Here is a 21,976-nt window from a genome sequence, read left to right as displayed (position 1 = left end):
CGACTGAACTACCGCTGCGCGTAACACTGATCACGAATGGTGGGTGATGACGGGATCGAACCGCCGACCCTCTGCTTGTAAGGCAGATGCTCTCCCGGCTGAGCTAATCACCCTTCGCTTTCGGTGTGGCGCGCATTCTACGGAGCGTTCCACACTCTGGCAAGCACTTTCTTTAATATTTTTCTCAGGCCTTCCAAAGACTTAGCAGAGGGTTGGCCTATGGGGCCGCGAAGAGAATAATGCCCTCCTTTGTATAAAGGAGAGATGCACCCCATGTGGTTCAAGAACCTGCTGATCTATCGCCTGACCCAAGATCTGCCTTTTGATGCCGAGGCGCTGGAGACCGCACTGGCGAGCAAACCGGCCCGCCCCTGTGCAAGCCAGGAGTTGACCACTTACGGTTTCGTCGCGCCCTTCGGCAAAGGCGAGGACGCACCGCTGGTTCACGTCAGCGGCGACTTCCTGCTGGTGGCCGCGCGCAAGGAGGAACGTATCCTGCCGGGTAGCGTGGTGCGCGATGCGCTGAAGGAAAAGGTCGAGGAGATCGAAGCCGAACAGATGCGCAAGGTCTACAAGAAGGAGCGCGACCAGCTCAAGGATGAAATCATCCAAGCGTTCCTGCCCCGGGCCTTTATCCGTCGTTCCTCGACCTTTGCCGCCATCGCACCGAAACAGGGCCTGATCCTGGTCAACTCGGCCAGCCCGAAACGCGCCGAGGACCTGCTGTCGACCTTGCGTGAAGTGCTCGGCACCCTGCCGGTGCGACCGCTGACCGTGAAGACCGCGCCAAGCGCGATCATGACCGACTGGGTGAAGACCCTGGCTGCCGCGGAGCACTTCTTCGTCCTCGACGAATGCGAGCTGCGTGACACCCATGAAGACGGCGGCATCGTGCGCTGCAAGCGCCAGGACCTGACCGGCGAGGAAATCCAGCTGCACCTGAGCACCGGCAAGGTGGTCACCCAGCTGTCCCTGGCCTGGCAGGACAAACTGGCCTTCGTGCTCGACGACAAGATGGTGGTCAAGCGCCTGAAGTTCGAGGACCTGCTGCAGGACCAGGCCGAACAGGACGGCGGCGACGAAGCCCTGGGCCAATTGGACGCCAGCTTCACCTTGATGATGCTGACCTTCGGCGAATTCCTGCCGCAGTTGTTCGACGCCCTGGGTGGCGAGGAAATGCCGCAGGGTATCTGATGCCGACTGGGCGGTAAGGACCCAACGCGGTCCCTGTGTAGGAGCCAGCTTGCTGGCGATGGACATCAACGATAACGCGGGGCATCTGAAACCACGCGGCGCTCTTGAGTTCATCGTCGGAACGCCGCCCGCAGCAAGCTGGCTCCTACAGGTTTCGCGGCGTTTTCAAGATCCCGTTTATCTGGCTGGCCCGCATTGGGGCAACCCCGCTCGACACCGCACATAACAAGGAAAACACCATGCGCGCACTGGCCACGCTCAGCCGCTTCGTCGGCAACACCTTCGCCTACTGGGTGCTGATCTTCGCCGTGCTGGCGTTCCTGCAACCCACTTGGTTCAGCCCCCTGAAAATCGCCATCGTGCCGCTCCTCGGGCTGGTGATGTTCGGCATGGGCCTGACCCTGAAACTCGACGACTTCGCCGAAGTCGCCCGCCATCCCTGGCGCGTGGCCCTGGGCGTGGTCGCCCACTTCATTATCATGCCGGGCGTCGCCTGGCTGCTCTGCCGGGCCTTCCAGCTGCCGGCGGAAATCGCCGTCGGGGTGATCCTGGTCGGCTGCTGCCCGAGCGGTACCGCCTCCAATGTCATGACCTGGCTGGCCCGGGGCGACCTGGCGCTGTCGGTGGCCATCGCCGCCGTCACCACCCTGCTCGCCCCGCTGCTGACTCCGGCGCTGATCTGGCTGCTGGCCTCGGCCTGGTTGCCGGTGTCGTTCACCGAGCTGTTCTGGTCGATCCTGCAGGTGGTGTTGCTGCCGATTGTGCTGGGGGTCGTCGCCCAACGCCTGCTGGGTGAGCGGGTCCGGCATGCGGTGGAAGTCCTGCCGCTGGTGTCGGTGGTGAGCATCGTGATCATCGTCGCCGCCGTGGTCGCTGCCAGCCAGGCGAAGATCGCCGAATCCGGCCTGCTGATCATGGCCGTGGTGATGCTGCACAACAGTTTCGGCTTCCTGCTGGGCTACTTCACCGGCCGCCTGTTCAAGCTGCCACTGGCCCAGCGCAAGTCACTGGCGCTGGAAGTCGGCATGCAGAACTCAGGGCTGGGCGCCGCCCTGGCCAGCGCGCACTTTTCGCCGCTGGCGGCGGTACCCAGCGCGTTGTTCAGTGTCTGGCACAATATTTCCGGAGCCCTGCTCTCGACCTGGTTCCGGCGCATGAGCGAAAAGCAGGACCGCGAACAGGCCGCTGACAGTGCCCTGAACTGAAGGAAACTTGATCATCGGGACAAGAATGGGCACTATAGTGCGCAGCACAGGGACGACCCTGTGGCTTTAGGCATTATCCATCCGGGGACGACCCCATCCATAGATGGAGCTCTTCATGTCCTGGATCATTCTGTTTTTCGCCGGTCTCTTCGAAGTCGGCTGGGCCGTTGGCCTCAAGTACACCGACGGCTTCAGCCGCCCGCTCCCCACCGCACTCACCGTCGCGGCCATGGCCATCAGCCTTGGCCTGCTGGGCCTGGCCATGAAGGAATTGCCGCTGGGCACCGCCTATGCGATCTGGACCGGGGTCGGCGCGGTGGGCACGGTGATCGCCGGGATCATCCTGTTCGGTGAGTCCATGGCGTTATTCCGCCTGGCGAGTGTTGCCTTGATCATTACCGGGTTGGTCGGGCTGAAGGTCTCAGCCGCCTGACACGATCCCCTGTGGGAGCCGGCTTGCCGGCGATGAGGCCAGTAAGCCTAGCATCGCCTGATCGGACGCCATCGCCGGCAAGCCAGCGCCTACAAGGTCCGTGTTCAACCATGAATAATGGTTGAACACGCAACGTTCTATCGGCGTGCTATGCCCCGCAACTGCAACACCTGCTCACGCAGTTGCGCCGGCACCGCCACCTCGGCCAGCACCGGCGCTCCCGCCACCAGGGTCACTCGCGACCACAGGCGGCGGAACAGGCCCTTGCTCGGATCACGGCTGAAAAAACTGCCCCACAAGCCTTGCAGCGCCAGCGGAATCACCGGTACCGGGGTTTCCTCAAGCACCCGGGTCATGCCGCCCTTGAACTCGTTGATCTCGCCATCGGTGGTCAGCTTGCCCTCGGGGAAGATGCACACCAACTCGCCGTCCTTCAGGTACTCGGCAATTTTCCTGAACGCCCGCTCGTAGATCTCCAGATCTTCACCCCGCCCGGCAATCGGGATGGCCCCAGCCGTGCGGAAGATGAAGTTGAGTACCGGCAAGCGGTAGATCTTGTAATACATCACGAAGCGAATCGGTCGCCGCACCGCGCCACCGATCAGCAACGCATCGACAAACGACACATGGTTGCAGACCAGCAAAGCCGCCCCCTCATCGGGAATCGACTCCAGATTGCGGTGCTCGACGCGGTACATGGAATGGCTGAGCAGCCAGATCATGAAACGCATGCTGAACTCGGGCACGATCTTGAAGATGTAGGTGTTGACCGCGATGTTCATCAGCGACACCACCAGGAACAACTCGGGAATCGACAGCTTCGCCACGCTCAGCAGCAGGATCGAGACAATCGCCGAGACCACCATGAACAGCGCGTTAAGGATGTTGTTGGCGGCGATCACCCGGGCCCGCTCGTTCTCGGCGGTACGCGACTGGATCAAGGCATACAGCGGCACGATGTAGAAACCGCCGAAGATACCCAGCCCGAGGATATCCACCAGCACCCACCAGGCCTGGTGAAAACCCAGCAGCGTCAGCCAGTCGTTGGCCTGCACGTTCTGCGGCAGGTGTCCGGAATGCCACCACAACATCAGGCCGAACAGGCTCAGCCCGAACGAACCGAAGGGCACCAGGCCGATTTCCACCTTGCGCCCCGACAACCGTTCGCAAAGCATGGAGCCGGCGGCGATACCGACCGAAAACACCGTGAGGATCAGCGTCACCACGGTTTCGTCGCCGTACAGCCACTCTTTGGCGTACGCCGGAATCTGCGTCAGGTAGATCGCCCCGACGAACCAGAACCAGGAGTTGCCGACGATCGAACGCGACACCGCGGGCGTCTGCCCCAGGCCCAGGCGCAAGGTGGCCCAGGACTGGCTGAAGATATTCCAGTTCAGCCGCAACTGCGGACTCGCCGCCGCCGCCCGGGGAATACCTCGACTGGCCAGGTAGCCGAGCACCGCCACCAGCACGATGGCGGTAGAAACCACCGGCGCGTAGTGCGCCGAAGACATCATGATCCCGGCGCCGATGGTCCCCGCCAGGATCGCCAGGAAGGTGCCCATTTCCACTAGGCCGTTGCCACCCACCAGTTCGTCTTCGCGCAAGGCCTGGGGCAGGATCGAGTATTTGACCGGGCCGAACAGCGCCGAGTGGGTGCCCATGGCGAACAGTGTCAGCAGCATCAACGACAGGTGATCGAACACGAAGCCCACCGCCCCTACCGCCATGATGACGATTTCACCCAGCTTGATCACCCGGATCAGCGCGTCCTTGGCGAACTTTTCGCCGAACTGGCCGGCCAGGGCCGAGAACAGGAAGAACGGCAGGATGAACAGCAAGGCACAGAGGTTGACCCAGATACCGCGATCCCCCGTAAGGGCGAGCTTGTAGAGGATGGCGAGGATCAACGACTGCTTGAACAGGTTGTCGTTGAAAGCGCCGAGGGACTGCGTCACGAAGAACGGCAGGAAGCGCCGTGTACGCAGCAGATTGAACTGTGAGGGGTGACTCATCTTCCCTGTACCTGAGTGGCGCCGAGAGCGGCTTTCTTGTTGGAAGGCGGATCACCGCCCCCGGGCCACAACCTTACCTAATATCGGGCAACTATTTCGCTATTCCTGCCAGGCAAGGCGAAACAAAAAGCTCGCCTTTATAGGCACCGCGCAGGGTCCGCGAGCCGACAATCAGCCAGAGCACCGCCAGCAAGGCCACCAGCAGCAGGCCGAAACCACTGAAAAAGCCCAGGTGCAGGGTGCTGCCCAGTTTCAAGGTCGCCAGGGAGTAGACGCCCAGGGGGAAGGTGTAGCCCCACCAGCCGAGATTGAACGGGATGCCGCGACGCAGGTAACGCAGGGTGATCAGCACCGCCATCAGCATCCACCACAGGCCGAAGCCCCAGAGAATGATCCCGGCGACCAGGCCCAACCCGCTGGCGATTTCACCGATGCCGGCGAAGCCGTTGGCGGCAAAAATCGCTGGCGAGTCCGCGCCCAGCAACAGCATGCCCAAGGCTCCGGTACCGATCGGGCCCAGCGCCAGCCAGCTCGAGGCCGCCATGTTTTCATGGGGCAATTTATGCAGGGCCATGCGCAGCAGCAGGATCACCAGGATGCTGAACGCCACCGGCACCGAGAACGCCCAGAGCACATAACTGGTGATCAACACGTTGAACTGCATATGGGTATCGAGCAGGTGCGGCGCCAGCAGGCTACCGCTGGCCGCCGCCACTTCCGCGGCCACCACCGGCAACAGCCAGACCGCCGTCATCTGGTCGATGCTGTGCTCCTGGCGGGTGAACATCAGGTAGGGAATCAGCACGCCGCAGGCCAGGGACATGGCCACGTCGATCCACCACAGCACTTCGGCGACCTGCACCGCGCCGTCGCCCCAGCGCGGCACGCCAAACAGCAGGAAACCATTGATGATGGTCGCCAGCCCCATGGGAATGGTGCCGAAGAACATCGAGACCGTGGAATGCCCGAAAATCCGCCGCGCCTCATGGAAGAACAACACCCAGCGCGCGCCGTAGAGCAGGCTGAACACGGCGAACAGCAGGATATTGAACAGCCACAGGCCTTCGGCGAAGGCACGCTGGCCCGGAACTTCAATCGGCAACTGCGCCAGGGCCAGTGCCAGGACACCGGTGCCCATGGTGGCGGCGAACCAGTTGGGGGTGAACTGGCGAATGACTTCGCGGGGATGCTGCAGGTGGCCTAAAGGCCGGATTCCGGGTTTGACGCTATTGGGGCACGTTTGCATGACTGACTCCTGTCCTCGGGTGAGGTTGCAGTCATCATAGAACCAGATCGAATATCCATATAACGGGTAATTTCTCTAACTGTTATCTGTTTTATAGATAAGCAGTCAATAACTGTCGGCACCGTCCGTCTTTTCCAGAAGGCATGCCCGGCTCACGCCTAGCCGGGCGGTCAGTCGTCGGTCATCGCCCGTCACGGCACGAAGATGACGTTGCGTACGTTTGAGTAGACCGGGTTGCCGCTGTGATAGAGCGACTTGGCGTAAAGGCGGCGTCCTCCTGCTATTCTTCCGATGGATATGGTGATAGTCCAACTGCCGCTTACTGAATTGCCTGTCGCCACGCCCATTGAAACCGCGGTGTTTCCTGTACCCTCGAATATCTCGACGGAACAGCGCTTGCTCGCCTTACCCGACAGTTTCAACGTGGTACTACTGGTGTTTCCGAAGTCCTGGACCTCTCGACCGTTGGCGTCTTTGACACTTTCAAGGGTCGGTGGGACCAACACCGTTACAATAAGCGTACGTACGTTTGAGTAGACCGGGTTGCCGCTGTGATAGAGCGACTTGACGTAGAGGCGGCGGGGTCCTTCTGCGAGGGTTACGAACTGCATCCAACTGCCGTTCAGTACATCGCCTGTCGCTTGGTCCAAGGGCACCGCGCTGGCTCCAGATCCCTCGAAGATCTCGACTGTTTGCTTCCTGCTCGCCTTACCACGCAGTGTCAAGCTTGTGCTGAAGGTGATCTCGCCATCTGGGACCTCTTGATTGCCGGTGCCTCTGACACTCTCAAGGGTCGGGATGACCAGCGGAACGACATTGACGTGGCGTACGGTCGAATATACCGGGTTGCCGCTGTGATAGAGCGACTTGGCAAAGAAGGAGTACGATGCAGGTGCGACGGTTAAAGTGCACTCCCACGTGCCGGTTACTGAATTGGCTGTCGCCTGGCCCTTGAAAACTTCGTCTTCGTACCAGCCATCGACAATCTCGATTTTCTGGCCCCTGCTTGCCTGACCCGACAGTTTCAACCTGGTACTGACGGTGTAGCGGTTGAGGATATCCGCAGGGACTTCTTTATCGTTGGCGTCTTTGAGACTGACAATAGTCGGTTTGACTAGCGCCACGACCGTGAGCTTGCGCACGTTCGAGAATACTGAGCCGCCGCTGTGATAGAGCGACTTGGCGTAGAGGCGGCAGGCTTCTTCTGCGACGGTTATATCGTGGGTCCAGATACCGTTTGTTCGATCGGCTGTCGCCTGGCCCTTGGAAACCGCACCTGCTCCACTGCCGTCAAAGATCTCGACTTTCTGGCCTTTGCTCGCCTGACCCGACAGTTTCAACCTGGTGCTGACGGTGAGCTCGCCCTCCTGGACCTCTTCGTTGTTGTCGTCTTTAACGCTGTCGAGGGTCGGTGGGACCAGCGCCACGACCTTGAGCTTGCGTACGTTCGAGTATACCGAGCCGTCGACGGGATAAAGTGCCTTGGCGTAGAGGCGGCGCTCGCCTTCTACGACGGTTATATTGTGGGTCCAGATACCGGTTGTTAGATCGGCTGTCGTCTGGCCCTTGGAAACCGCGCCTGCTCCACTGCCGTCAAAGATCTCGACTTTCTGGCCCTCGCTCGCCAGACCCGAGAGTTTCAACGTGGTGCTGACGGTGAGTTCACCCTCCTCGACCTCTTCGTTGCTGGCGTCTTTAACGCTGTCGAGGGTCGGTCCGGCCAACTCCAGTTTGACCGTGTAGGTACGGAGCGGGAAGGTGATTGCATTGGCTTCGTTGGTGGTTTTACTGAGGTCCGCCTTGAACTCCATTGTCAGGGTACTGCCATCCTTCAATTCCTTCAGGTAGCTATAGGCGGCCGGGACTTCATAGGACCCTTGATCGATCCAGACTGGACTGGTCCTTGGGCCCCGTGGCGGCGGTGCCCAGATATTCAGGTCATAGGGGACTGTCCCGTCGGCCTTGGTCCCCTTGAGGCGCAGCCACACATCCTGATCCGGGGCGATAAGCGGCCAGATGCCGACCCAGCAGGTCGCATTGGCACTGATGGAATTCAGATCCAGTTCAGTACCACTACCCTGGTTGGCGGCCTGCAGAATCTTCGGCTTGGCGCCCAGCAGATAGTCTTCGGCGAGGGTCTGTACCGCCAGATTGAGTGGGTCAGACGGCAGCGGTTCATTGTTGTTACGGGTCACGGTGTAGCTGACCGTTACCGACCGGCCCAGGTTGAAAGCGATCACCTCGATAGGGATCGCGATCTCGCGGTTGGGGGGAAGTGCTTGTGGTGTGGTGACGTAGGAACCCTCTTCAGCAGTGCCTGCCCAGGTCACGCTGACCTGATCGCCGGGTTGGACACCGTAGTCCGGAATCACCACGGTCAGGGCATCCTTGGCCGCCACGGGATTGAGTTGTTGGGTGGGGGCGGTGCCGGTGGCCTGCTTGATGCTGGGGGCGCGCAAGTCCAGTACCGCGCGGATGGTATAGGTGCGCGGCGGGAAGGGAGTGGCCTGGCTTTCTTCGGTGCTCTGGTTGAAGGAGGCCTTGAACTCCACCGTCAATGTGCTGCCGTCCTTCAGCGCCCGCAGGTACGCGTTCTGCGCGACGTTGGTCGCGAAGCCAGCTGACACCCAGTCGCTGGAAACTTTGTTGGGCGGCTCCCATAGCGTGACGTCATAGGCCAAGTTATCGGGTTTGAAGCCCTTCAGGCGCAGCCACACGTACTGCCCCGCGGCAATAAGCGGCCAGCTATTGATGCGCAAAGTACCGTTTCCAGTCAACGTGCCCACGTCCAGCTCGGCGCCATTGCCCTCCTGCGCGGCCTCGAGGATACGCGGCCGGCTGGGTTCCAGCGCGCTCTGCGGCAAGACGCCAACAGGCAGCGTGAGGGGGTCCGAGGCCGGTAACGACGAGCCATCGCGAATCACGGTGTAGCTGACTGTCACCGGCTTGCCCAGACTGAAGGCGATCACCGACACCGGCAATGGGATCGTCTTCTCCCCTATCGTTCCCACCTCAATCGGTGACGTGGTATGCGACCCCTCCGCAGGGCTGCCGGCCGCCCCGGTCCAGGTGACGCTGATCTCGTCGGTGCTCAGCATGCCGTTATAGTGCGGCACTACCGCCGTCAGCGTAGCCACCGCAGCCATCGGATCGAGCCGGTCGTCAGGCGCCTCGTCGATGGTCAAGGCAGGTAACTTGTTGGTCGTGCCATTCAATATCGGCGGTTGTTTGAAGCGCCTGCAGTCGAGGCGCAGTGCAAAGGCGCCACTGGCATCTGCCGCCGTCGTGACGCGCCAGGTGAGGCCGCCCGCGGCCAGGGGTCGAGCCCCCGTCGGCTCGAGTTGCAGGCTTTGCGCGGGATCGACGGCGAGCGCCAGATCCTGACCGATCAGCACGCTGCCGGCGCGTGGTTTGAGGGTCAGTTGGTAGGACTGGCCGGGCAGAATCCACCAATGGTCGTCGGGTGAAATTTCCGTTCCATCGACGCTGAGTTCGAACTGCGCCCATAGGCGGGTCGGGATGGTTTTGACGACAAAGTCCTGCGTGTCGGCTTCAGGCTTGTAAGGGCTGTCGACGACCGCGATAACCGTGGCATCGGCAGTTGGCTGATAGCTGAATACAGCCCAACCACCCTCCCCGGTAAGCTCGGTTTCCAGAAGGTTGCTCCCGTGGCGCCATTCGACGGCAACGCCGGGTTCCGGCTTGCCAGAGACGGCGTAATTCACCTTCACCTGAAGATCGATGGTCTCCCCCTCCTCGACGCTTGGCCAATAGTCGGGCTGCCGGTGGTCGGTGATGTCGAGCTTGTAGGGCCCGACGATGCAGGCCAACGCCTCATAGGGGGCGGCATGGTAGACACTTTCGAAGCACAGGGTTGCCGTCCGGCCGTTGACACCGAGGTCATCCTCGTCGGCATCGTTGCGAATGTCCCAGGCTTTGGCGATATGCTGGGCCTCGTCATCCGCGTCGGGGTCTGTAGGTATCACTTGCAGGCCAGCCTGCCCTGCCTCGCTCTGATCGGTAAAGGAGGCATAGGCGCTGGTGCCGATATAAATCCCGGCGCCCGCCCATCCGCAGTCCGCAGTCACCGGCAGGGTGAGAACGTGCGTCCCTCCCCCTCGACAGATCGGCATATAGGTGCGGCCGCCCTTTTCCACCCAATAACGGGCGCGGGCCCCGCCAAACTCGGGCTTGGGTTCATTGGTGCTCAGCGCCAGCGGCTTGAGATGCACGAACACCGACACCCCTTCGGCCATCTCGGGAGAGACCTCCGTCCCCAGGGCCTTGCCGGAAAAATGCAGCTCGCCCGGGCCGAGCGGCCAGCCCGGTTCTTGCGCGACCTGCTGATCATTCTCGGGCTCGGTCGTTGCATCGGTAGCGGCCAATGGATCGAAGAGTCCGGATTGCAAGGCCAGGAGAGCCTTTGGCTGGGTGTTTGCATCGTTCAGATCAATGCTGTCATCGCAGATCAGCCAATCGCCTGGCTGCGCCACGGCAGCGTGCGCGGTGCTCGTCTGCAACTCACGTGTCCAGAAATGCACCCCAGCGTTGAAATACGCCACCACCCTGGGATTTTCGCTCGCTCGCTGCGTCGGCTGATACAGGAACCTGACTTGATATCCGCCCTCCGCCGTCAGGAGGAGGTCGATTGGCAGATCGAATTCGATCGCGGCTTCCGCTTCGCCATAGAGATAGACGTACCGACGCTGGGTGTCGTTGCTTGAGACATAGATGAGATCGGCACCGCTGAAACCTGCTCCCGTGCGTCTCCTCCATTCGGGAGGCCAGGTGCTCGTGGGCAGGTCGGCTGCCGTGCCCAACAGGTTCCGATTGATCCGTTTTTGCAGGTTCATGTCCACACTCCCTGACAGGTTGTGTTTGCGTCGGTCCGGGCGACTGCGTGCCAGTCTTGAACGAAGCCTTGTGTGCTCTCCGTCCTACTGGCGAAACCCCGTCTCATTTAAAAGTGCTTCGATTTTTTCGGAAAAGTCTCTACCGCCATCGAGAGCGGTGTATTCCACCTGGACGATAATGTCGGTCAGCGACGCGATAAGCCGTCTCTGCTTGTCTGAATCCTCAGCCCTTGGAAAGGCGATCTGCCAGGAGGAGATTGCGCCGGTCCGCTCGAAGGAGGCGTAGCGATCGTCCTCGAAGGAATAGCGCGAGCCGACGCCGTCATCGTCCAATCCGTCGGACACCGCGACTTGCGGCTGAGCGCGCAGGTTATAGCGCACATGGGTGGTATCGGCATCGGGATGCTGTGGGTCATAGAGATGGCGGGCGCCACCGAGACTGGGCTTGATCAACAACTTGCTGGAGATTTGCGTGAGCGTCATGCAGGCCATTTCATAGGGGCCGAGCAGCGCCGGCAGCGTGACCGATACACGCCGGATCTGGCGCAGGTAATGGCCGGGATAGTCGCTGTCGTAAAACCGGCTATCGAGGTTGAAGTCCAGTTTACCGGTGCTCTCGAGCAACTGAAGCTTGTCTGACCACTCTTCTGGCGCGAAATAGTCGCGCAGCGAGACCATCTTCCTGATCGTCAGGCGCCGTTCATAGCGATGGACATAGGCCGACTCCATGCGCAGCAGGCCAAGCGTCAACGTCTCGCCAGCCGTGAAGCCATGATGGCTGTCGACCCATGCGCCTGGCAGGATGAAATGGGTTTCATAATCGCCGATTTCATACTGCCAGCAGGCCTGCACCGACAAGCACAGGGCCGTCACCGCATCGTAGGTCTGGAAATAAAGCGTTGCCATCTTGCTTTGCATCCAGCGATAGAGCGATGCCCGGGAGGTGCGGGTCTGGGTGAGAAACGTATACATCTCCCTGGCCTGTTCGATGCCGCGAGCCTGCTGATTAACCGAGATCCTCGAGGCCTGGATCTGGATTTCCTGGGCGTCCAGCTGCTTTTGCAGCGCTGCTTCCTCGGCGGTCGCCGCGTCGCGCTGGAAGTTCCACTCTTCACGCAGGCGCTTTTGCGAACCGTAGCGATCATGCAGATTGCCCCAGAATGATTCGCTTTGACTGTAGGCACTGGTTAATGCTGAGGCAGCATGTGCAAAACCACCAAGCTTCATACCGCCAGCTGCCATCCCGACAATATTGACCATGGTATCCATCCCGTGCCCTACAGCACTGCTCCCTCCAGCAGCCAAGGCGGTTGATTTTGCACTCTTCAGATTATCGGCCACCGCGGCTTCGTCGGCGTTGAGATCCCTGTCGATCAACCCCTGGAAATATTCCTTCCGCTTGCCAACCACCCCTTGGGAAGCCTTGAGGGCATCAAGCGTGACTTGGGCATGGAGCAACAATTCGGTTTGCAGGTCGTGGGTGAACCCCGCCATCTCGATAAGATGTTCTTGTTGCAGGGTTTCCTGGTCACAGCGATCCGCCTGCTCCATATATTGCCGGACTTGATCGCCAAACCTGCACAGGGTCTGCACCGCTTGCTGCGCACGGGGCAAGATGGCCATGAAACGATAAGGCGGGACGATCGGTGGCGTCAGGATGTCCCGCAGGTTGAAGCCACCGCCACCAGCCTGGGCCCGCATCAGGTCCTTCGGGTTGATGGGCGTGTCGTAAAGCGGCAGGTCGATGGGCTGGCCATCGAGGGTCAGGTAGTGCCGCAGGTTGTGCAATCGAGCCTCCAGAATGTCCCAGACATCCAGCAGGTCCCGGTTGATTTCCGGCCGAAAGTCCGGGTGGTCCAGCATGGGCGCCAACAGTGCATGGCCAGAGGTCAGCGGCAGATTGATCAACGTATCGACCGATAGCGATGGGGCGAGTGCATCGAAACCCTCGAGGTTTCGGGCGCCTTCCAACTCACTGAGTGTCTTGGGCGTCCAGTGGGATGCCCCACGCACGTCAGGGGCCGGTCCCATCATGCGCGCGGCCCTCAGATAGAGCATTTTGGCTTCGGTCAGACTGTCGCGTGTCAGTTGCCTGTAGAGCCAATCCCCCCATTCGATCAGGGTTTCGACATAGTCACGGAAAATCCGTTTGCGATAATGGATCGGGTTGCTATAGGCGATGGCATCCGGATCGGCGGGCGATGCCACTTCGAAGCTGGGATCGCCCTCCATCAACAACGGACGCGAGCGCCAATAGGCGGTGGTTTCGGTCCGTCCCGGATTGATCCTGGCGGAGGGATCGAAGAGATGGTGCAGCCACCCCAGCGCGTCCTCGTAACTCATTTCACGGCGCAACCGCACCGCTACCAGATGCGGTAAATGGAAGAATATTTCCCAGAAATAACGCCCGTTCGCGCCCTGGAAGTCGAGAAACTCCGGCTTATCGGAGCCCGGGAGCGGCGGTTCTTCGGTGTGTTGGCTGTCCCAGGAAAGCAAATTGTCGATGGAGAGCGCGGCCCGCTCCACCAGTTCGCGGCCGAATGTCGTGTTCAGGCGGATGGCCTCGACGGCTCGCGCCGCCTCGAACTCACCGCCAAAATCCAGAAACTGACCGGCCTGGCTCTGAGCGTTCTCGGGGCCAAGGACGATGCTCGGTCCGTTGAGCGGCGGCGCCTTCAGCAACACCTCGAATTCCTGATAGCCCATGCTCCAGGTACCGCCTGAATATTCCCCCAACCCGACGGCAACAATCTGCGGGTTTGCCGTCAAGGGGACCGCTTTGGCAAACCCCGCACCACCGTTGAATCGAAACAGCGGCAGATCGCCAGTGGGCACCTTTACTGTCCCAAGCCAAATGGACGGCACGAAGGGGGCGGGCACGATGGAACGATGGGAAAACGGCTTGCTTATTTCAAACGCAGAACCGCCATTGACGGTAACCCTCAACCAGGTATCGTGGGTTTTCCAGTCATTATCCGATAGCCGCGCCATATATTTAAACGTATCGCTATAACGCCCACCCACATTAAGCGCTGGGAAATATTTCTGAACGATCGCGGAGTCATCCAAAGAAAGATCAAGCGTTTCCCCAACGTTCCCATCCTCTTTCAAAAAACCTATTCGACATGAGTCGGGCTTATAGTTCCCCTCTTTAAAGTTAAACACCACACCATAACCGATCATGCCCATTTCAATATAGGCGGCCCCCATTACGCTGAACTCAATATCAAAAAAAGTATGCTGCACCATCGCATTTGGATGAACGCGCACGGAGGAATTCCCCAGCCACATTTCATAGGCTGCAATGGTGCTTCTCACGCTGACGAGGAGGGACCGCCCTGCGTTGTTCGTCGCCCCCAGGTCCAGATAACGCGTGTATTCTGGCTGATCTCCGGAGTCCTTGGTCCGAATGGACCCGACTGCCCATCCGTTGTAGTCAGTTTTCTCGCCCAGTAACGGTATACGCCTTTGAAGATAATTTTGATTTTCATAGAGTGCGAATAGATCATTGATATGTTGCTGTTCCTGATCGTCGAGATCGACACGGTTCAACAACTCATCCCACGCGTAATAGCACTCTGTTTGCATCTCATCGATGGTCGACAGGGCAACACCCAGTACCATCAGTTTTCCGCCTTTGTCACGCCTGCTATCACTGGTCATCGCCAGGAGACGATTGTGGCCCATGTTCGGGCGCACGCGTTGATAGCTCTTGCGACGCCCACTGCCGCGCTCGAGCATGACCGTATCAACGGCAAAGGACGGGGTCCAGGTGCCGCTCAAACTGCGATAGGAAAAGCGAATATCAAACTGGTCCCAGTTGGGTCCTTCGCTCTCCCCGATCTCATTGAGGGACGACCTGCTCACCCAGAAGACATAAAGCCGGTTGCCAAAAGCGGTCAGGCGCACACTCGCTGCATCGCCAATCCCCGCCTCGATGGGTTCCCATTCGCTCCAGGCACTGGGAGGCACCCGCGTTTGTCCCTCGCCGAGGGTAATGGCAGCCTTGCGCCAGTAATATTTGTCATCGGCGCGCTTGCGTCCGAGAAAATAATAATCCGCCCGATAAACCGTTGAATCGGACAGCACAAAAGGCCCATCGATATAACCGTTGAGCACATCGATATCGGCGACATCCTCGAATTTCTCGAGATAGGCGAGCACGGACGATTGTGCACGCTCGGTATTGAGGCGCCCTTGTGCAAGATCCCCTTCCAGCTGTTCGTAAAACTGGGTTTTGACAATACGCAATTCCGGATCGATATAGTTTTCCGGATAACTTTGCAGTTTCTCCGCGCCGGCCCAGATCGCATAACGGCTTTCCCACTGACGCCAGGTCTCGACTTCCCGCTCATCGAAATGCTGGCCGAAACCCGGCTCGTCGCCGGAATAGATACCATGGATATAGCGCTGCAAGCTGGCGATCATCTCACCCACGGTGGATGTTTTCGGGGCCGTGTCGACATGGTGGTCGAACAGGTGATACGCATCGAGATCAGCGGGGGCCGCCAGCACGTTCGTATCGCCATCCCGGGCCGCCACGGCGCCCAGATAACATTCAAGGAGCGCTTCCTGGCGTTGCTTGCTCAAGGCTTCGAGTTTCGTCGTGAGATCTGTCATGACCTCGCCTCCTGGAATTTCATTCCTGATGGCTGATCCCCCTTGTCCAGTCCAGAGATCGGCATGGAGGAATCGTTGTACGTCTGAAATACGTAGAAAAACCATTGCCGTGACAGCGGTACTCAGCGTCCCGGTCGTCGGAACGACGGCTCATCCAATTGGATTTTCGTTCGCAGGATCTGGCTGTACTTGACGCCTTGCAGTGTCGCGCCGATCGAAAACACCGCCCTGGGATCCGGCAGTTGCCTGCACTCGATTTGCCAGCTCAAGCGTCCGCCCTCAGGCAACGGACGCATCTGCAAGAAGCTCGGATTGGCCACCAGCCCCTGGCCGACGGGGTTGACGCCACTCCAGGTCAGGGCGATCTCGCGTCCTGTCGTACTGCTGGCATCGGACGTATCGTCGAGGGTCAGGGTGTATTTCCTGCCGACGATAAACGTCAGCGAATCCTGCTCGCCTTCGGTCGCCTGCGAATCGATCGGCGTCAAGGTGAACCGCCAGTTCGGCTCTGCCAGGACATTCACCGTGAATGTCACTGCCTGCCCCGCGGGGGCATTCAGCGTCGCCGACAGGGTATAGGCGCCCACCCGATCAATCGGCACGGCAAACACCGTCAGGCCGTCGGAGTCGGTTCGCGTCTCCTCGTCGCTCCCGGCGCCACCCGTGGTCCATTGCACGGGGTATTCGCCAACCCCCTGCAACATCGGCCCGGTGTCTGTCTCGACCTCGGCTTCCACCCGCACCCGCACATGCACCACTTCGCCGGCCTGGGCAATCACCGACACAGTGGCGGGCGACGCCGCGGCGAGCCTCGGCACGGGCAGAATGGTCATGACTTGTTCGAAGAACTCCGCTCTCTCGTCTCCGCCCTGTGACGGCAACAGGGTTGCGCGGACCGTCATGGCGCCTTCCTTCACCACCGACGCAGGCAACTCAAGCACTGCGTATCCGTCAGAATCGGAAGCAACTGGCGCGTCAGATTCATACTGCGACCCATCGGCGAATTGCACGCTCCAGTCGATGCGTTCCGCCGGTTTGCCCGCTCCGCTCAGGGAGAGAACGCGGCAGGCGACGCTGACGCCCTGCCCCACGACATTCGGCCCCTTGAAACGCAGCCTGTAGAGGTTCTTATCGATAAAGGGTGCGTCGATGAAGCGAAACGTTGCAAACCCTTCAAGCTCCAGACCGGCGCCCAGGGTTGCCCGGACTTTCGTGACCCCGACCTCGTTGCTGTAAAGCTCGGCACGGGCGACGCCGTTTTCATCGGCAATCGTCGTATCCTTCTTGAACTGACCAGGCCCCTCGATCACGCTCCAGCGCACACGCCGGTTACGCCCCCAGTTCCCATAACCGTCGCGCAGGATAACGGACAATTCGAAAGACTCACGACGACCGGCCAGTTTGGCTGCAACCTCCCCATCCGGCTTCGGCTGACGCAAGCTCAGCGTTTCCTCGTCGCAGTCGATCGTCACCGCCGGCATGGCAATACGCTGGTCGAGCCCGATGGTTGCAAAAACCGTGGTGATGCCCATCTCGGCACTCGATGTCAGCGTGACTTCGACCACACCGTCCGCATCCGTATGGGATATATCCGCATCCAGAGCCCCGGGGCCGGTCAACGACCAACGCACGCGGATATTGACCAGCGGCTTGCCGCTCAAGTCCCGCACCAGCAGGCGATACAGCGCCTGCGCCTTCTGCGGGTCCAAGCTCAGCGCGTTGGCAACCAGGCGCGTGCGGTCGACCGAAACCTCACTCGTTGTCGCCTGGCCGACCTCGGGGGCATTGCCGGAACCGCCCAGTTGAAGCCGACCGGCATAGAGGCTGCCAAGCGCGTATTGCACGGCGTTGCGATAGTCTTCCGTATTGGCCGACACCGGCAATCCGCCCAGTTCATGCAGAGCCAGAATGCTCAGCTCGCTCGTGCGAGCCATTTCCAGCATGCGGATAAGGCCATTGAATTGGCTCAGTTGCGTAATCACCCCCGTCGGTGCAATAAAACGCGCGGCCTCAAGCACCTCGCGCGCACTGATGCCCAACATTTCCGCGACCTTGACGGCGGCCGCATCCTGCATCAGGCGGGCATAATCCTCGCTCTCGGCGACAAGATCAGGGTCAAAGGCCTGCGGATCGTTGACCAGGGACAAATAGTCCATCAATGCCGATGGGGACGCTTCCATTCGCGAGGTGACATCGCGATAGGTTTGCAGGTGATAGAGCGTGGTCAGCGCAATCGCGCCGGTGGCGTCCAGGCCTGGGGCAAATCCGAATGAGTCGGGGGCATCGGGCGAGCCTTCCAGCTGCCGCTTGTTGGCCGCATGGCGGCTCAGCATTTCGCCATCCAACTCGAACTGGCGAACAACATCGGCCAGGCGATACAGGCTCCCCAGCTTCTGGAGCATGACGTCAACATTGCTCCAATCTTCAAAGCCGTCGTCCCCCTCCATGAGGAACTCTTCCTGATAACGGACCGTGGCACGAAAACGCCGTGCCACCGGATCGGATGAGCTCAACATCTGCAAGGCCATCGCGCGCAACGACTCTGCGGGGGTCACCACGCCTTGGGTCTCCCACACCCAGCGCAAGATGTCGTAAACGCTCTGATCGGCCCACTCGATGAGAGGCAGGACAAGATCGGACGAAATCGCCAGGTAGGTGGCTAAATGCTCTTCGACCAGCGCCCGCTGCGAAGCCCGCATCCGCAGAATGACCGCCGTCACGGATTCCACCACGGTGTTTTTAAGCGTGTCCGCCTCACCCTGGTCATCCATGGCGAGAGGATCCCCGCCTTGGGCGATCCTCTCCACCACATCGGCGACGATATTGCGAACGCTCGTCGCGTAATCCGTGTCCGAGCCCGAGACACCGTCAAGTACAATGCCCTGGGCATCGATAACGTCCGTCAGCACTGAAACCCAATCAATGCCGACTGTCGTCGCCATGACATTCAACGCCGCGGGAACACCTGCCTGCTCCAGGACTTCATTGGTGATGCGCAGGCTTCCCAGCATCGTATGCAGACTGGCGACCAATTGCCGTTCACTGTCACTGGCCACGGGAACGGTCGTGTTTGAGCGCATGGCTCGCACGAACCACGCCAGATCGATGCCTTTTTCCCGGCACCATTGCACGCAATCGACAACCGCCATCAACGCCGCGGAAAAGTCCGTGGCGCCCAGCGTGGGCAGCGCATCGACCGAAGGGATGCCCGCAATCTGCTTCAGAATCGGCCCCGATTGGCCGAGTGTCTGCACAAGCCCGATCAGGATCGTAGGAGGCACTTCCAAATAACGGGCGATGCTGACAATGCGATAAAAGGAGGACAAGACCTCCAGGTTACGTTTGAGTTCCGGCGGGTCGTAGCTACTGGCGACAACCCGCGCCATATAGGTGAACTCGGACGTATCCAGGCCAAGGCTCGCACAAATCGCCTGGACGGTTTCCCGCCCGTGATCATCCATGTTGTCTTCGATCCGCGCGCTGAACGGCGAATCGTCCAGAACCAGGGGGGCGCCCAAAAGCCCATGGTTGACAAAAATACGGTCATATTGGGCGGCCAGCTCTCCGGCGCCAAAAATCGATACCTTGTCGAGCCAGGCGGCAAAATCCTCCGCGATGACCCCATAACGCTGCCGCACTTCGCAAAAGACCCCAAGTGCTTTCAGCGTATTACGGGTGATTTGTGGCGCTCCGCTTTCTTTCTCGGCGTGATGGGCGGCGACAATCAGTTGATCCATCTCTCGAAAAGAGGTCCCGAGCCACCGGCTGAGCCGGATAAGCCGGTGGATGCGATCCGCCCGTTCATCCGTCAGGTTCCGAAGCTGAACAGGCGGCTCAACCGGAACGGTTTCCGCGTCCTTTTTCAGTGGGGCGGGGTGCGTGTCAGGCAACGCCTCCAGATCAATGGCCGGTGATCGCGCACCGTTGATGTAAACCGCGCCAAAATCATGGGGGCCGGGCTCCTGCAGGGAAACCGCCGCCGGCGACACGTGCGTGGACAAAACCGGCGCGTCTTCCCTGACGGCAAACAACCCGGGAAGCGCGTCCCGCGTTATCCCGACGCGCGTGCAGAATTGCGCGCTGTCTTCCAAAGCCGTCCTGGAATAGACCCGATACGTCGTCCAGTAAAAGTTCGCCATCTCCTCTTCGTTGCCTGGTCGGGCGCCGTTGAACAGCGCTTCCAGGAGCAGTTCCCGACGCGCCGGTCCAATCGGCAAACTCAGAAGGAAGGTATCGTCGCCGCGATCTGTCTGCATGCCTGAAAAGGCAAAGTAATGAAAATCCGGATCGGTTGCCCGCGCCAGTTCGCCAAACGCCGAAACAGAGGAGTCAAAAAGCGACAGGATCACTTGAAGCTGTTCAACCCAATGCTCGTACGGCATGCTCAGCGGATAACGCGCTCTTGCCAGGACCCTGTCCGCCTCAACGGCGTCGGGATCCGATAGCTGCCCAGCGTCGAGAAGCGAGGCTTCCAGAATCTTCGTCGACAGCAATAACACCGAACATTCCTGCGTCATCGCCGCGGAATCGATCAGTTCGGCGGCAATATCCGGCCGCCGAACCGCCAAATGAAAGCGGTTGCCCTCGCCTCCTGCGCCCTCCAGGGAGAGTGCCTTTTTGTAAAGACTGACCAGATAGGCCACGGGTGAAGTTCTTGCCTCGATGGCATTCGGACGGGCCATGTTCGACCAGTCTTCGTCAAACTCCATGTCATAACGCGGCCCATCCGTGAGTGAGGCAAAACCGCAGCGCACATCATAGGTCAGGCGATCCACGCCTCTGAGCTCACGCTCGCGATACTGCCGCGCAATCCATATCGCCGCGCTCACCGCACGCTCGTGCAGCTCCTGCGCGGGCCCCATGCGCAGGCCCTGCGCAACCCATCGCTGAGGGTGCTCCCGCGCAAGCTCCAGGATCGAGCCCGCCTGCATAACAATGGCATTGATGATTTCGCTTCCGGACGGGTTCAACTGCGACATTATGCTTGTCGCCAACGGAGCCCAGGAAGCTGACGAATGGGAACTGGTAGACGAGCGAGGATCAAGTGGCATCAAAGTTCTCCGAAGAAAGACTTCTAGACCCACAGCCTGCGCGCGAAACTACCCAGTAAAACTGAAACCCACCTCACGGCGAACAGCTGCGCCTTGCCAGCGATCAATGCTATCCGCCTGCTTACGATGGGCCTTACCTGTGAACACTTGTCCGGACTCGCGCTTGGAGTCCAACACGGGTCGTCATCCATTCGGCTTGAAATCAATGGCGAACCTGGAATGAGGTAAGCACAGGTTTTTGCTTCCAGCAACTGTAAAAAATGGGGAATGGACCGAAATCGCCCATGCCCCCCACCCGACGCTACCGAACATGCCGAAGTGATCCTCACTCCGAAAACAGGCGCCTCCTCCGAAAGGAGCGTCTCTAACTGCGATACTTTATCGATAACAGTTAGAGGCTGCCCACGGCCTCAACCACTAGCACCCGCGCCTCGCCCAAAGGTTCGGCCAGGTGCTCACAGCCGATTTCAGCGTAAAAGATGTCGCCGACCGCCAGCACCACGGCCTGCTCGACCCCGTCCTTGCGATAGCGCATGCGCACCCGGCCACCGAGCACCACAAACACCTCCTGCCCCTCATTGATGTGCCAGATATAGGGCTGGTCGGTCCAGTGCAAGCGGGTGCCGATGCCATTCATGCTGGCGATGTCCAGCGCCGCCCAGGGACGGCCGCCAGTAAAGTCACGGCTGCGGATAATGGTCATGGCCGTTGCACCGCCTGTTGATTGGATGCCGGGATCGAAGAACGGGACAAGGCCACGCCCTCCTCCACGGCGGACTGCCAACGCGCGGTGCTGACCACGGCGGCAAAGCGCGTGTGGAAGACCACGCTGAAGACCCGATGGATCTCCTCGGCACTGGCTTGCCCCGCCTCATTGGCATACGGCAGGGAGCCGGTGGCATCGCTGAGAAACTCGACCGCCAGGCCCCGATGGGTGGCTTCGAAGATCGTCGAGGCATCGCAGTTGTGGGTCATGTAGCCCACCACGCTCAGGGTGTCGATCCGGCGCGCCTCCAGCCATTGCGCCAGGTCGGTTCCGACAAAGGCACTGGGCAATGCCTTGTGGATAAGATGATCGTATGGCCGTGAACTGACCACCGTATGCAACTCCCAGCCCGGCGAGCCGATCGCGAACAGCGACGCCCCCACCGGACTGTCGTTTTGCACGACCACCACCGGAATCCCCGCGGCGTTCGCCGCATCGATGGCCCTGCCGATATTGGCCAGCGACTCACTCACCGGCGGGTATTCGATCAGCAGGTTGCCCGTAACATATTCGTTCTGCACATCGATGACGATCAACGCACGGCGTGGTGACTGGGACATGGTCTGGCTCCTGGGTGAAAACGCTTGAGGCCT

10 protein-coding genes and 1 tRNA gene are annotated in these 21,976 nt (G+C 60.2%); 3 read left to right on the top strand and 8 right to left on the bottom strand.

All coding sequences use genetic code 11. The annotated features are described in order from the left end of the window. Positions 1-37: 37 nt before the first annotated feature. A tRNA-Val gene (locus UCMB321_RS20090) sits at positions 38-113 on the bottom strand. 160 nt (positions 114-273) lie between these two features. On the opposite strand from UCMB321_RS20090, the gene rdgC reads away from it, so the two are divergent. The 3 genes from rdgC to sugE all read left to right on the top strand — a co-directional run bounded on the left by rdgC (position 274) and on the right by sugE (position 2,832). After that, positions 274-1,194, top strand: a complete 921-nt coding sequence (gene rdgC / locus UCMB321_RS20085; RefSeq protein ID WP_040070175.1) for a recombination-associated protein RdgC — start codon at positions 274-276, stop codon at positions 1,192-1,194. A 239-nt stretch (positions 1,195-1,433) separates the two neighbouring features. Next, complete coding sequence (locus UCMB321_RS20080) at positions 1,434-2,399, top strand: bile acid:sodium symporter family protein (RefSeq protein WP_040070174.1); 966 nt, start codon at positions 1,434-1,436, stop codon at positions 2,397-2,399. A 115-nt stretch (positions 2,400-2,514) separates the two neighbouring features. Next, positions 2,515-2,832, top strand: coding sequence for a quaternary ammonium compound efflux SMR transporter SugE (gene sugE, locus UCMB321_RS20075; RefSeq protein WP_040070173.1), 318 nt, complete (start codon positions 2,515-2,517; stop codon positions 2,830-2,832). Between the two features lie 137 nt (positions 2,833-2,969). Here sugE and UCMB321_RS20070 read toward each other — a convergent pair whose 3' ends face one another. The 7 genes from UCMB321_RS20070 to UCMB321_RS20040 all read right to left on the bottom strand — a co-directional run bounded on the left by UCMB321_RS20070 (position 2,970) and on the right by UCMB321_RS20040 (position 21,943). Next, a complete protein-coding gene (locus tag UCMB321_RS20070; RefSeq protein WP_040070172.1) occupies positions 2,970-4,847 on the bottom strand; it encodes an MFS transporter in 1,878 nt (625 codons plus the stop codon). 91 nt (positions 4,848-4,938) lie between these two features. Continuing rightward, a complete protein-coding gene (locus UCMB321_RS20065; protein ID WP_040070171.1) occupies positions 4,939-6,093 on the bottom strand; it encodes a TDT family transporter in 1,155 nt (384 codons plus the stop codon). A 191-nt stretch (positions 6,094-6,284) separates the two neighbouring features. Next, positions 6,285-10,946, bottom strand: coding sequence for a COG1361 family protein (locus tag UCMB321_RS20060; protein WP_040070170.1), 4,662 nt, complete (start codon positions 10,944-10,946; stop codon positions 6,285-6,287). A gap of 84 nt (positions 10,947-11,030) precedes the next feature. Beyond that, complete coding sequence (locus tag UCMB321_RS29570; protein ID WP_052451323.1) at positions 11,031-15,566, bottom strand: Tc toxin subunit A-related protein; 4,536 nt, start codon at positions 15,564-15,566, stop codon at positions 11,031-11,033. A gap of 122 nt (positions 15,567-15,688) precedes the next feature. Beyond that, positions 15,689-20,545: a Tc toxin subunit A gene (locus tag UCMB321_RS20050; RefSeq protein ID WP_040070169.1), complete on the bottom strand. Its 4,857-nt coding sequence runs from the start codon at positions 20,543-20,545 to the stop codon at positions 15,689-15,691. Positions 20,546-21,008: 463 nt separating this feature from the next. Next, complete coding sequence (locus UCMB321_RS20045; RefSeq protein ID WP_040070168.1) at positions 21,009-21,320, bottom strand: cupin; 312 nt, start codon at positions 21,318-21,320, stop codon at positions 21,009-21,011. Continuing rightward, positions 21,317-21,943, bottom strand: coding sequence for a cysteine hydrolase family protein (locus tag UCMB321_RS20040; protein WP_040070167.1), 627 nt, complete (start codon positions 21,941-21,943; stop codon positions 21,317-21,319). The genes UCMB321_RS20045 and UCMB321_RS20040 overlap by 4 nt, the downstream gene beginning before the upstream one ends. Positions 21,944-21,976: the final 33 nt, after the last annotated feature.

The organism is Pseudomonas batumici (genome assembly GCF_000820515.1).
Classification (GTDB): Bacteria; Pseudomonadota; Gammaproteobacteria; order Pseudomonadales; family Pseudomonadaceae; genus Aquipseudomonas; species Aquipseudomonas batumici.
This window is presented reverse-complemented; position numbering and strand designations above follow the sequence as displayed.

What these genes read in the sequence shown, in the direction of transcription:
- rdgC (WP_040070175.1), top strand. Translation starts at nt 274, where the DNA reads ATGTGGTTCAAGAACCTGCTGATCTATCGCCTGACCCAAGATCTGCCT.
- UCMB321_RS20080 (WP_040070174.1), top strand. Translation starts at nt 1,434, where the DNA reads ATGCGCGCACTGGCCACGCTCAGCCGCTTCGTCGGCAACACCTTCGCC.
- sugE (WP_040070173.1), top strand. Translation starts at nt 2,515, where the DNA reads ATGTCCTGGATCATTCTGTTTTTCGCCGGTCTCTTCGAAGTCGGCTGG.
- UCMB321_RS20070 (WP_040070172.1), bottom strand. Translation starts at nt 4,847, where the DNA reads ATGAGTCACCCCTCACAGTTCAATCTGCTGCGTACACGGCGCTTCCTG.
- UCMB321_RS20065 (WP_040070171.1), bottom strand. Translation starts at nt 6,093, where the DNA reads ATGCAAACGTGCCCCAATAGCGTCAAACCCGGAATCCGGCCTTTAGGC.
- UCMB321_RS20060 (WP_040070170.1), bottom strand. Translation starts at nt 10,946, where the DNA reads ATGAACCTGCAAAAACGGATCAATCGGAACCTGTTGGGCACGGCAGCC.
- UCMB321_RS29570 (WP_052451323.1), bottom strand. Translation starts at nt 15,566, where the DNA reads ATGACAGATCTCACGACGAAACTCGAAGCCTTGAGCAAGCAACGCCAG.
- UCMB321_RS20050 (WP_040070169.1), bottom strand. Translation starts at nt 20,545, where the DNA reads ATGTCGCAGTTGAACCCGTCCGGAAGCGAAATCATCAATGCCATTGTT.
- UCMB321_RS20045 (WP_040070168.1), bottom strand. Translation starts at nt 21,320, where the DNA reads ATGACCATTATCCGCAGCCGTGACTTTACTGGCGGCCGTCCCTGGGCG.
- UCMB321_RS20040 (WP_040070167.1), bottom strand. Translation starts at nt 21,943, where the DNA reads ATGTCCCAGTCACCACGCCGTGCGTTGATCGTCATCGATGTGCAGAAC.